The organism is Bradyrhizobium sp. (assembly GCF_035701725.1).
Lineage (GTDB): Bacteria > Pseudomonadota > Alphaproteobacteria > Rhizobiales > Xanthobacteraceae > Bradyrhizobium.
Genome location: NZ_DASSRP010000038.1, coordinates 1 through 12,296, shown reverse-complemented (window position 1 = coordinate 12,296; position 12,296 = coordinate 1). Strand labels below are relative to the sequence as shown.

At 62.1% G+C, this 12,296-nt stretch carries 11 protein-coding genes; 3 read left to right on the top strand and 8 right to left on the bottom strand.

Annotated elements, in window-relative coordinates; all coding sequences use genetic code 11:
• Position 1 precedes the first annotated feature (1 nt).
• Entirely contained in the window at positions 2 to 757 is a 756-nt protein-coding gene (soxA, locus tag VFL62_RS02210; protein WP_325170746.1) for a sulfur oxidation c-type cytochrome SoxA, read from the top strand.
• A gap of 58 nt (positions 758 to 815) precedes the next feature.
• Here soxA and VFL62_RS02205 read toward each other — a convergent pair whose 3' ends face one another.
• Positions 816 to 2,165 carry an MmgE/PrpD family protein gene (locus tag VFL62_RS02205; protein WP_325170745.1) on the bottom strand — a complete coding sequence of 450 codons (1,350 nt, stop codon included), beginning with the start codon at positions 2,163 to 2,165 and terminating at the stop codon, positions 816 to 818.
• A 120-nt stretch (positions 2,166 to 2,285) separates the two neighbouring features.
• On the opposite strand from VFL62_RS02205, the gene VFL62_RS02200 reads away from it, so the two are divergent.
• Positions 2,286 to 3,272, top strand: a complete 987-nt coding sequence (locus VFL62_RS02200; protein ID WP_325170744.1) for a tripartite tricarboxylate transporter substrate binding protein — start codon at positions 2,286 to 2,288, stop codon at positions 3,270 to 3,272.
• A gap of 65 nt (positions 3,273 to 3,337) precedes the next feature.
• Here VFL62_RS02200 and VFL62_RS02195 read toward each other — a convergent pair whose 3' ends face one another.
• Positions 3,338 to 4,990 (bottom strand): regulator, encoded by a 1,653-nt coding sequence (locus VFL62_RS02195; protein WP_325170743.1) that lies wholly within the window; start codon positions 4,988 to 4,990, stop codon positions 3,338 to 3,340.
• Positions 4,987 to 5,712, bottom strand: a complete 726-nt coding sequence (locus VFL62_RS02190) for an isochorismatase family cysteine hydrolase (protein ID WP_325170742.1) — start codon at positions 5,710 to 5,712, stop codon at positions 4,987 to 4,989. The genes VFL62_RS02195 and VFL62_RS02190 overlap by 4 nt, the downstream gene beginning before the upstream one ends.
• A 423-nt stretch (positions 5,713 to 6,135) precedes the next feature.
• Here VFL62_RS02190 and VFL62_RS02185 point away from each other — a divergent pair, with 423 nt between their 5' ends.
• The gene (locus VFL62_RS02185) at positions 6,136 to 7,455 is read left to right on the top strand and encodes a dicarboxylate/amino acid:cation symporter (protein WP_325170741.1); all 1,320 of its coding nucleotides are present in this window, start codon (positions 6,136 to 6,138) and stop codon (positions 7,453 to 7,455) included.
• 24 nt (positions 7,456 to 7,479) lie between these two features.
• On the opposite strand, the gene VFL62_RS02180 is transcribed toward VFL62_RS02185, so the two are convergent.
• From VFL62_RS02180 to VFL62_RS02160, 5 genes are all read right to left on the bottom strand, one after another.
• Positions 7,480 to 9,081 (bottom strand): alpha-amylase family glycosyl hydrolase, encoded by a 1,602-nt coding sequence (locus tag VFL62_RS02180; protein WP_325170740.1) that lies wholly within the window; start codon positions 9,079 to 9,081, stop codon positions 7,480 to 7,482.
• A gap of 63 nt (positions 9,082 to 9,144) precedes the next feature.
• The gene (locus VFL62_RS02175; RefSeq protein ID WP_325170739.1) at positions 9,145 to 10,845 is read right to left on the bottom strand and encodes an alpha-amylase family protein; all 1,701 of its coding nucleotides are present in this window, start codon (positions 10,843 to 10,845) and stop codon (positions 9,145 to 9,147) included.
• A gap of 191 nt (positions 10,846 to 11,036) precedes the next feature.
• Positions 11,037 to 11,528, bottom strand: coding sequence for a hypothetical protein (locus tag VFL62_RS02170; protein WP_325170738.1), 492 nt, complete (start codon positions 11,526 to 11,528; stop codon positions 11,037 to 11,039).
• A 189-nt stretch (positions 11,529 to 11,717) separates the two neighbouring features.
• A complete protein-coding gene (locus VFL62_RS02165) occupies positions 11,718 to 12,095 on the bottom strand; it encodes a hypothetical protein (RefSeq protein ID WP_325170737.1) in 378 nt (125 codons plus the stop codon).
• Positions 12,096 to 12,124: 29 nt separating this feature from the next.
• Positions 12,125 to 12,296 (bottom strand): M20/M25/M40 family metallo-hydrolase (locus VFL62_RS02160; protein ID WP_325170747.1); only part of this gene is annotated, 172 nt, incomplete at its 5' end.

Genomic DNA, 12,296 nt, shown 5'->3' with positions numbered 1-12,296 from the left:
GCTGCTGGTGGCCGGCATTGTCGGCCGTCCCCTGATCGCCACCGAGATTCCGCAAGCCGAACGCAAGTCCGGCTACACTTTCATGTCGGCGGAAACCAAGGCGATGCAGGACGACCCCACCACTAATCCCGGCATGCTATGGGTGCTTGACGGCGAAAAGGCATGGAAGCGCAAAGAAGGCGCGGCGAGCAAGGCCTGCGCCGATTGTCATGGCGACGCTTCAACCAGCATGAAGGGCGTCGCGGCGCGCTATCCCGCGTACGACAAGGTGGATCGGCGTCCCGTCACGCTCGAGCAGCGCATCAATCTCTGTCGCGCGCGGCACCAGCAGGCCGATCCCCTGCCTTACGAGAAGCACGACCTGCTGGCGCTGACGGCCTTCGTTGCCCAGCAGTCGCACGACATGCCGGTTGCGCCCGATCCCGCGCCCGAACTCCAACCGTTCCTGGCCAAGGGGCGCGACTTCTTCATGCACCGGCAGGGTCAGCTCAATCTCGGCTGCACCAACTGCCACGACGACAATTGGGACAAGCACCTGGCCGGCTCCGCCGTCACCCAGGCGATGGCGAACGGTTACCCGATGTACCGGCTCGAATGGCAAACATTGGGGTCGCTCGAACGGCGCTTGCGCAACTGCATCAACGGCATGCGCGCCCAGAACTACAATTTCGGCGCACCGGAGCTGGTCGAGCTGGAACTCTACTTGATGACGCGGGCGCGGGGCATGCCGATGGAGGCCCCGGCGGTGCGGCCTTAGGCATTTCTGTTTGACGCGTTTTCTTCACGCGAACCGGTTCCCACTTCGCTCGAAAACGCTACCGCGGCACCGTCAGCGATACCAGCTTCGAGACGTCGGTGCTCGCCTCGACGTTCCAGATCGCATCGATCAACGGCGCGGTCTCGTAACGCGGATTCCACAGCGATGCCGCCGCCCGCAGCTTGTCTTCGAGGTCGCGATCGGAGAGCGGATTGGCGTCGCTGCCGCGGGCGGCCTTTTGTTCCAGCCTGAACACCTGGCCATCCGACGTGGTGATGTCGACCGCTGCCGCGATCGTCGAGAAACTTTCGTCGCGCAAAATCTCGACCTTGCCGCGCAGCTTCAATACCTCGGGATCATTGACGCAGGCATCGGTGAATTGATCGAGCCCCGCCTGGCCCTTCAAAAGGGCCGCCGCCACCGCGTGCTGCACGCTGACCTGCGCCTCGCGGCCGGTCGAAACGTTCGGCCGGTCGGCGCGAACGCTGAGCAGCGGATTGCCGCGCACGACGACACGCGCAACATCGACGCCGGGATGATCGCGGCGCCAGTCCAGCACGCAGTCGAGCACCGGGTGAATCACGAAGCCGCAGGGGTATGGCTTGTAAGAGGTCGCCATGATCTCCCAACGCTCGCCCCAGCCTTCGGTGATTTGAGACAGGTCGGGCGCTTCAGCGAGCGCATGATAAAAGCCCTGCCGGCCTGCAAGCGGCTCGGCGGGACCGTCATATCCCTGGCCGGCCAACAGCGCCGACCACAGGCCATTGCGCGCCGCGTTACCGACGCTGAGGCTTTTCGCCGGGGTTCCCAGACATTCGCACAGGCCGGCCGATTGGGTTGCCGCATTGCCGAGCGCCCACACCATCTGGCGTTGGTCGAGCGGTGCGAGTTTGCCGATCGCGCTCGCCGCGCCGAACACGCCGCAGGTCGAGGTGATGTGCCAGCCCCTGTTGTAGTGGCTCGGCGAGATCGCAAGACCGATCCGGTCCTGCACCTCGTTGCCGAGGACAAAAGCAAGCAACAGATCGCGCCCAGCTACCACCCGCAATCCCGCATAGGCAAACAGCGCTCCCGCAACCGGAGCGGTCGGATGAATCACAGTTGCGGTATGGGTGTCGCAGAAATCATCGACATTGGCGCCGGCCGCATTGAGAAAAGCGGCGCTCAGCGCATCGATCTTCTCGGGCCGTCCGATCAGCGCCACCTGCCTGCCGCCGGAGAATTCGGAAAGCGAGCGCAGCGTGGTCTCGATCGGCCGCGACCGACAACCCGCGAGCGTGACCGCGAAAAAATTGACCAGGGATCGCTTGGCCTGATGCCGCACCTCCGGCGGCACGTCTTCCCACCGCGTTGCAGCAATGTGACGGGCAAGTCCCTCGGTGACGTCAGGCGTAGGTTGCATCTTCATTCCCTGTCTTTCGCGGCGCGCAGAATCGCAGGGTGACGAAAAAGCGCAACCAAGGGACGATGGACCGGGGTATGAAATTTTGCTCTATGTGAGGCGAACAAGCGATCGACAAGAACCGCCATGCCAGAACATTCGAACCGCTTTTTGCTTGCATGGCTCGTTCTGAGCATCACGGTCCTTCTGTTCGGCAACGCGGCGCGCGCCGATGATTTTCCCTCGCATCCGATTCACCTGATCGTGCCCTATGCCGCCGGCGGCGCGGCCGATGCGACCGCGCGCGTGATCGCAAGGCAGGTCGGCAAACGGACGGGCCAGGTCATCGTGGTGGAAAACCGCGGCGGCAGCGCCGCCATCCTCGGCACCGAGGTCGTCAACAAGGCCGACCCCGACGGCTACACGCTCCTGCTCGGCCAGTCCGGGCCGATCTCGATCAACCCCGCGGTCTACAAGGAATTGCCTTACGATCCGGTGCGGGACTTTGCGCCGATCACGCTGACCAGCACCTATCCCTACCTCATGGTCGTCAACAAATCGCTCGGCGTCAAAACCGTGCAGGAATTCGTGGCGCTCGCCAAAAGCAAACCGGGCGCGTTGAATTATGGCACCACCGGCGTCGGCGCGTCCAATCATCTCCTGACCGAGCTGTTCGATCTCAAGGCCGGCATCAAGATGACCCACATTCCCTATCGCGGCACGGCGCTGGCGGTCGCCGATCTCGTTGCCGGCCAGGTGCAGGTGGTGTTTTCCGATCCGATCTCGGCGATGCAGCTTGTGAAGTCGGGAACGCTGGTTGCGCTCGCGGTCACCAGCAAAGACCGCTCGCCGGTCGCGCCCGACCTGCCGACGATCTCGGAGAGCGGCTATCCCGGCTTCGATGCGGTCGGCTGGCATGGAATTCTGGCGCCAGCCAAGACCCCGCCGGCGATCGTCGCCAAGCTGAACGAGGAAATCGTGCAGGCGCTGAAAGATCCGGAAACCAAGTCGCTGCTCGAGAGTCAGGCGATCCAGGTCGTCGGCAGCTCTCCCCAGGCGTTCGCCGACTACATCAAGCAGGATATCGCGCTTTGGAAAGACGTAGCGGTGCAGGCAAAGATCGAGGTCAAGTAACCCATCACTTTACCTGCTCCACTTGGACCCAGGCCAATTGAATAGCTCCGCCACGCCGGGGCTTTTTATTCGGCCGGCGCGGCGATCGGGATGTCGTGCTGCGGCACATACGAAGTGCTTTCGCCGTATTTTCCGACCATGTAGAAGCCGGCGGCAATCACGGCATAGGCCAACGCCACGCTGGGCGTCACGCCAAATCCGCCGCCGACGCCGACCGCCTCGCCGTGCATGAAGCCGAAATAGGTGAGAACGGCGCCGGCCATCGAGAAGGCCGAGGCTTTCACGAAATCGCGCTCGATGATGAACACGGCGATCGCACCCAGGATGAGGCCGGCGATGATCGAACCGCCGCCCATCACTTCGAGCCCATGGTAGAGCACGCCCTGTTGCGGCAATGAGGCCAGCGCCGCCGCCTTGACGTCGCCGACCTTGTCGCCGGCAAGGCCGCCGACCGCCTGGGCCGCGGTGACGGTCGCCCCCAGCATGGTATCGACCTGCAACTTCGCCCACGCGGCCAGATGCGGCGTCAGCGCGACCACGACCGCGGGCGCATGCTTGATCGGCGTGGTCTGGAACGCCTGCGCGCCGATCAGCATGCCGATGTAGAGCAGGATCGGCGAAATCGCCACCACGGGAACGAGCGCCAGCATCACCGAGATGATGCCGAACCACGACAGAGCGACCACCATGAGGCCGGTTGCGGCCGAATAACCGATCCGGCCGCCCATCGCCTTCCAGCCGGGATGGCCGATATAGACGGCGTTGATGAAGGGATTGCCCATGAGGCAACCGATCAGGCTGACGACACCATCGGCAGTCAGAACCCGCGTGGTCGGATATTCGTCGCCGGCGGCCTCCGCGCTCTCGACATTGTCCATCGCTTCGACGAGATCGTAGATCCCGAAGGGAATCGCCGTCACCAGGATGATGCCGAGGAACTCAAACCCGGAGAACACCTGGCCGACCGCCGGCAGCGGCACCGAGAAGCCGAAATTGGCAAAGGCATCGCCGAGACCCTTGACGCTCAACCCGCCGATCCCCAGACCGAAAAGGTTCGATCCCCACGCGATGATCATGCCGGCGGCGATGGCCACGAGGCCAGCCGGAATGCCCTTGAGGTACTTCACGCCGCCGAACCAGCTCACCAGAATGATCGCAAAGCAGATCAGGCCGATCTGCGGCGTCATGTACATTTCAAGCGCCGGCCGCATCGAAATGAACGTCACCGATACGCCGGCCAATGTGCCGAGCAGCGCGGCGCGCGGGGTGATTTTGCGGATGTAGGGCGCAATGAAGCCGCCGATCATCAGAATGAAGCTCTGGAAGAACACCCACACCAGACCGGCCGACCAGCCCTTCAGCGGATCGCCGGTCTTCAGCGCGATCGGCAGCATGATCACGAACGTCACGATGAACATGTGCGGCACGCTGACGCCGGAAGGCAGCGCGCAGACGTCAGTACGGCCGGTCCTCTGCGCCAGCCGGTAGGCCAGGAAGGCGTAATAGAAGGTCGACAGGCACATCATCAGGCCAAGCGCCGGAAGGATGCGGCCGAACACCAGCGAGTCCGGCATCTTCAGCACGAAGCGCAACAGCCCCGTCAGCACGAGCATGTTGACCAGAATGTTGGTGCCGAAGCCGAAGAAGGCGTTCCAGTCGCCGGAAGTCCACAAAGCCGGCTTGAAGTCGCTTTTTAGCGCAGACGTGCTCGTGCTCATTTTGCTGCCCCCGTTGCTACTGCGTGTGAAGTCTCCGATTTCATGGCTTGAAGAACGGCGGCGGAGTCGCTGACCCAGCCGAAAATGCCACCCTGGGCCTTGATCATTCGAAGGCCCATGTCGTGGAATTCAGGAAAATAGGACGCGCAGCCGTCGGCGAGCACCACGCAGCGATAGCCGCGATCATTGGCTTCGCGAACGGTGGTGTTGACGCAAACCTCGGTGGTCACGCCGCAGACCAGCAGGTTTTCGATGCGATGTTTTTTCAGGATGTCGCCGAGCGGCGTAGCGTAGAACGCCCCCTTGCCCGGCTTGTCGATCACGACTTCATCCTTGAGCGGATAAAGCTCGGGAATGATGTCGTGTCCGGCCTCGCCGCGGATCAGGATCCGCCCCATCGGACCGGGATCGCCGATGCGAAGACTGGGCGCGCCGCGCTCGACCTTCGCCGGCGGCGCATCCGACAGATCGGGCAGATGGCCTTCGCGGGTGTGAACGACCAGCATTCCCATGTCGCGCGCGGCCTTCAGCACCGAGGCGATCGGTTTCACCGCCGAGGCCAGCCGCGACACGTCGTTGCCGAGCGTCTCGCCAAAACCACCGGGCTCCATGAAATCGCGCTGCATGTCGATAATGACGAGCGCCGTTGCCGACCAGTCGAGTTCGATCGGCTCCGGTTCGGCGACGACGACGCTCTTTCCTGGCTGCTCTGAAATTGCCATTACGCCCCCCGACGCAAGAGAACCCTGGAAGCACGAAAGCACGGCTCGATGCTGATTAAGCAAGGCCCGTGCCATTGTGTACAATGCACTTCCGCCGCGCGTTGCGAAGAAATCTCTTCTGTTATCAGCCGGTTGGATATCTGGATGAGCGAGATCGCCGATGCCGCCGCGCGACTTTCCTCGCCGGTTTGCTCATTCGTTGAGCGTTACCGCATCAGCGTCCCAGTGCTTTCCGCCGGAGCGGGCGAGCCCACCCCGCATCACCGGAAACCCGGAGGGTATGCTCGCGCACTGCCGTGTTGACCCCCGTCTTTTCAACTGAAACATTACCTTTTCGCCATTCATGACGAGGTCTAGCGGCTGGCGCGAAACTTGCTGTTTCACATAAATCGAGTTTGAGACATCGATTAAGGGGGACGTTCGATGGCCACGATCACGACGGCAGCGCCGGTCACGCGAAAGCCGATCTACACCTCACTGTTCGCGCAGGTGCTGGTCGCGCTCCTGCTCGGCATCGTGCTCGGCATGGCCGTTCCCGATTTCGCCATCAGCCTGAAGATTCTGAGCGACGCCTTCCTCAAACTGATCACCATGATCGTTGCGCCGATCGTGTTCTGCGTCGTCGTCCACGGCATCGCCGGCGCCGGCGATCTCAAGAAGGTCGGACGGGTCGGCGTCAAGGCGCTGGTCTATTTCGAGGTCATGACCACGATCGCGCTGGTCGTCGGCCTCCTGCTTGCGTTCATCTTCGGCCCCGGCCACGGCATGAACATCGATACGTCGAGCCTCGATGCCCGGGCGCTCGGCAGCTTTGCCGACCGCGCGAAAAACCTCAAGGGCGAAGGCGTCGGCGCATTCCTGCTGAACATCATCCCGACGACGTCGTTCGACGCGCTGTCGCGCAACGACGTGTTGCAGGTCCTGTTCTTCGCGATCATCTTCGGCGTCAGTCTGGCGCTGGTCGGCGGCGAAAAAGGCGAGAAGGTCGCCTCCTTCATCGACGCGGTCTCGACCGTGCTGTTCCGCGCGATGGGGCTGATCGTGCGCGTCGCGCCGCTTGGTGTGCTCGGCGCGGTCGCCTACACCGTCGGCAAATACGGCGTCGGCTCGCTCAAGCAACTGATCTCGCTGGTTGCGCTGTTTTACGTCTCGGTCGCCATCTTCGTGCTCGGCGTGCTCGGCGGCGTGATGGCGTTCTGCGGGCTGAACATCTTCAAATTCCTGGGGTACTTGCGCGAGGAACTGACGATCGTGCTGGCGACTGCGTCGTCGGATGCGGTGCTGCCACAGGTCATGCGCAAGCTGGAGCGGCTCGGCGTCAAGGATTCCGTGGTCGGACTCGTGATCCCGACCGGCTACTCGTTCAACCTCGATGCATTTTCGATCTACCTGACGCTGGCGGTCGTCTTCATCGCGCAGGCGACCAACGTGCCGCTGTCGTTCGGCGATCTATTGCTGGTGCTCGGCATCTCCCTGATCACCTCGAAGGGCGCCCACGGCGTGCCCGGCTCGGCGATCGTCATTCTGGCGGCGACATTGAACGCGGTACCAAGCATTCCGGCGATTGGCCTCGTGCTGGTGCTGTCGGTCGACTGGTTCATCGGCATGGCGCGCGCGCTTGGCAACCTGATCGGCAACTGCGTCGCCACGGTCGTCGTTGCGGCCTGGGAAGGCGACCTCGATTACGCCAAGGCTCAGGAAGTGCTCGACGGAGCGGAAGTGGTCGACGTGACCGCCGGATAGTGATTCGGACTTCCGAACCGCTAACTAAGTCCCTGGTGAGATGATCACCCCCTCGTTGCCGCGCAGATCGATGGATCGCGAAATCTTTTCGCCGGCGCGATCCAGAAACGAGGAGAGCTTGATCTCTCCGCCCTCTGCAAATGTATCTGATATCAGCGACACCGGCTCGGATCCAAGATTCAGGACCACGACAGCCGAGCTGGCGCCGCGCCGTCGCACATAAATCAAAAGATTCTTCTCGGCGGCGATGGGCTCGTAAGTGCCGGACGTCAGAGCCGTGTTCTGGCGGCGGTACGCGATGAGCTCTTTGTACAGGTTCAAGAGCGAGGTCTTGTCGGCATTCAGGTTGGCCACATTTTCATGAACGAAGTCATCGGCGACCGGCAGCCACGGACGCGTGGTCGAAAAGCCGGCATTGAGGCTGGCATCCCATTGCATCGGTGTGCGGCAGCCGTCGCGACCGAGCCCAAGTCCGGGAACATTCTTCTCGAAGGGATCCCTGACCTGTTCGGGCGCGATCGCGAGTTGCTGCATGCCGATCTCGTCGCCGTAATACAGCGTCGGGGTTCCCCGCAGCGTCAGCAACAGCATGGCCGCAACCCGCGCCTGTTCTCGCCCAACCCGACTGGCAACGCGCGGCCGGTCATGATTGCCAAGCACCCAGTTCGGCCAGGCTCCCTCCGGCAAAGCCCGCTCGTATTCGAGAATGATCTTTTCGATCGCGCGTGCGTTCCAGCTCGCCGATAACAGCGAAAAATTGAACGGCATCTGCGCGCCGAGCAATTGCTTGCCGTAGTAGGAAACCAGCCGCTCGACAGGAAGGTAAATCTCGCCGATCAGCGCGCGGTCGTCGAACTCGTCGATGACGCGCCGCATTTCCGCTACGACCTCGTGAATCTCAGGCCGGTCGGCGGTGTAGATCGGCAGCACGGCTTCATGCGGCGGCCGCCCTTCGGCAAAATCAGGGTTGGGCGGATTGTCGCGAAACTGATCGTCCTTGATCAGATGCCAGATCACGTCGACGCGAAAGCCGTCGACGCCCTTCCGCAGCCAGAACCGCATCACATCGTAGACGGCTCGTCGTACGGCCTGATTGCGCCAGTTCAGGTCCGGCTGCTGGGCGAGAAACGCGTGATAGTAATATTGCCCGGTCGTGCGGTCGTATTCCCATGCACTGCCGCCGAATTCCGAGAACCAGTTGTTCGGCGGGCTGCCCCCGGGCGCGCCATCGCGCCAGATATACCAGTCGCGCTTCTCGCTGGTGGGGGAACTGCGGCTCTCGATAAACCATGGATGCCGGTCGGAGGTGTGGTTCGGAACCAGATCGAGGATCAGTTTCAGACCGCATCCGTGGGCAGCTTCGATCAGCGCATCGAAATCGGCCATGGTTCCGAAAAGCGGATCGATCCCGGTGTAATCGGAGATGTCATAGCCGAAGTCCGCCATCGGCGAGGGAAAGATCGGCGACAGCCAGATCGCGTCGATTCCGAGGCTCTTCAGGTAGGGCAATCGCCGGAAGATGCCGCGGAGATCACCGACGCCGTCGGCGTTGGAGTCCTGAAAGGAGCGCGGATAGATTTGGTAGAAGATGCCGCGCTGCCACCAGAGACCATTTGCCGCCGCCATTGTTTCCTCCACCCCTGTTGACGCAAAGGAGGAGCCGATGTTCCCCAACGGCAGCGCGCCGTTTCATGCCGGATGGCCGGATTTCCGTCCCAGAGTGGCTTCGATGTCGCTGCGATTGAGAAGGTAGTCGAGCCCGCCGACCCGATACCAGCGATAGCCGTAACCTTCCATGACCAGGCGGTGCCGGCCGCGGCCATCGGAACGGCTGTGGTCGTCGCTGAGCAGGTTGACCAGCAATTTTCCGGCGTCACCGGGGAGCCCGACGCGGAATGCGACCTCGCGCGGCCGTTGCTTCAGATTGTGCACGAACATCACGGAGTTGTTTCGCCAGTCGTAGCGAATGATCAGGATTGCCGGATCGCGCACCGAAATGGTCGTGAAGTCGCCCCAGCCGATCTCGGGAACTTCCTTGCGCATACGGATGATGCGCTCGGTCCAGTTCAGCATCGAGTTGGGGTCGCGGCGCTGCTCGGCGGCGTTGACGTGCCCGAAACCGTACGGACCCTTCTCGATCACGGGCAGGCACGGCTTCTCGCTTTTGGTAAAGCCGCCATGCGGCTCGGTCGACCATTGCATCGGCGTGCGCGCGCAGTTGCGCTCGGGCAGGCCCAGATCGTCGCCCATCGCAATCTCGTCGCCGTAGCGGATCACCGGCGTACCGGGCAGGGTGAACATCAGACTGTAGGCGAGTTCGAGGCGGCGCCGGTCGCCGCCCAACATGGGCGCCAGGCGCCGGCGAATGCCGCGGTCGTAGAGCTGCATGTTCTTGTCGGGTCCGAAGGCGTCGAATACCGCCTTGCGTTGCGGCTTGGTCAATCTTCCGAGGTCGAGTTCGTCGTGATTGCGCAGGAACAGGCCCCATTGCGCGGCCGAGGGCCGCGGCCTGGTTGCCTTTAGCGCCTTGGCCAGCGGCCGGACGTCGGCCGCCGCGAGCGCGTAGAACAGGTGCTGGTTGACCTGGAAGTTGAACATCATGTGCATGCGGTCGCCGTCGCGCCCGAAATATTCAATGTCGGTGTTGGGCAGCACGTTGGCTTCGGCGAGGATGATGGCGTCGCCTTTCCGCCATTGCAGGAATTCGCGAAGGGCACGCAGCATATCGTACTGCTCGACCGGCTTCTTCACCTTCGCGCCCTTGGCTGCAATCACGAACGGCACCGCATCCATGCGGAAGCCGGACACGCCGAGCTGAATCCAGAAGCCCATGATTTTCAGGATTTCCGCCTGCACCATCGGGTTCGACGTGTTGAGGTCGGGCTGGAAATCGTAGAAGCGGTGGAAGTACCAGGCACCGGCTTCCTTGTCGTGGGTCCATGTCGATTTCTGAACGCCGGGAAACACCATGCCCTGGTCGGCGTTGGCCGGCTTTTTATCGGCCCAGACATACCAGTCGCGGTAGGCTGAATCCTTTGCGCTCCGCGCCGACTTGAACCAGGCGTGTTCGTTCGAGGTGTGGTTGACCACGAGATCGATGATGACTCGGATGCCGCGCTGCTTGCAGCCGTGGGTGAATTCGACGAAATCGCCGAGCGTGCCATAGCGGGGGTCGACGCCGTAGTAGTCGGAGATATCGTAGCCGTCATCTCTTCCGGGCGATGGCTGAAAGGGCATCAGCCAGATCGTGGTGATGCCGAGCCCGTCCAGGTAGTCAAGGCGGCGCAACAACCCCTTGAAGTCGCCGATCCCGTCGCCGTTGGCATCCATGTAGGTGCCGACCGAGAGACAATAGATAATGCTGTTCTTGTACCAGAGGTCGTCGATCATCGAAGGCGCTCGCGGACAGGATTCGCTAGCGATAAGCTGGCGCGAGACCTTCGGTTCCGCCGGCGCTTCAATCATCGGGGCTTGTCAACAGCCCCGCCTCCCGCGTGAGCGGTACTTGGATGATGCCCGTACCAGTTATGAAAACAGACGAACCGTTTGACGGCGGTCACCAATCGGCCCTGTCGGCATACTCAGTGACAGTTCTCGAACTTGAGAGATCCCCGCAGACTTCCGCCCTGTGCCTTGCAATCGAGATTAATCGTGCCGTTGGTCGATCGCACATTATTGATGATCGCACCGGTTTGCACGGAAGCATCAAGCGTCGCGCAATCCCGCTCGAAGAAGCGATATCCTTCATCCTTGTCCGGGACTTTCACCTCAATCGAGCGCCCGCGTGTGGGATCCTCGACATAGACGAATGCGAAATGACTATCGTGGCTGGAGAACATCCTGACTCCATAAAAGCTTCGACGGAATCCTGACTCGCAGACGTCAGGAACGAACGTCCAGCTTCCAACCTCAGAACCTTCCGCAACGATCGAGCCGCTGATCGAGGTCCCAAACAAGCCGTCCCAAAGCAGGCCCGCACCGACGAAGACGCCGATAGTAACGACGACGAGGGCGACCCAGACGTACCCCGGCGGCGCCTTGCCACCGCCGATAGGCCGGCTATCGAGATCCATGTTCTCACATCCCCTGGAAGATATTGCACGTCATAGCGGGCGCTCTCTACACGCGGCAGAAGGCGGAGTTAAGGACTGCGTCGCCCCGGTTGTGGCCTGGGATGGTGACATCGACTACGCCAAGGCCTAAAAAATGCTCGGCGGCGCCGAGGTCGTCGACGTCACGGCGGGCTGAAACCGATACCTCGGCTATTTATTCAATAGGCGCAGAACAGAGCCAAAACCGACGATCCGCGCGCCTTCTCGGATGGTGAACGTGACGCCAGGTTTCGGGACCTCGTACGAAAGGCGCGGATAGTACATCAGCGTCAAAATAACCTTCATCTCAGTACCGACCGAGGCATCGACCGGTCCCTGGTGGAAGGCAACTCCGAGATAGTCCTCCGTCAATCGATTGTCTTCCGCCACGATGGCGTGGCGTTGAGTCGGATCGCCGACGACGAGGTGGGGACGATAGAAGTCACCTGATAAGCGCGGAGGAGGACGTGAGTGACCCTCTTCTTCCGGAATGAACGTGATCGAGCACTCGATGCGCGGCAGATGTGCTTTTGGATCACCGTCGTTCACGGCATTTGACCATAGGCTAACCAGCCGCCCTAGCTGTTCGGCCGGAAATTCTCGATCAGCCGCAGCAGCACTCGCGCGCCAGCATCGGCGTCGGCGACTTCGACATGCTCGTCCGGATGATGGCTGATGCCGCCGCGGCAGCGCACGAAGATCATCGCCACATCGGCGATGTCGACCATCGCCATGCCGTCGTGGCCGGCG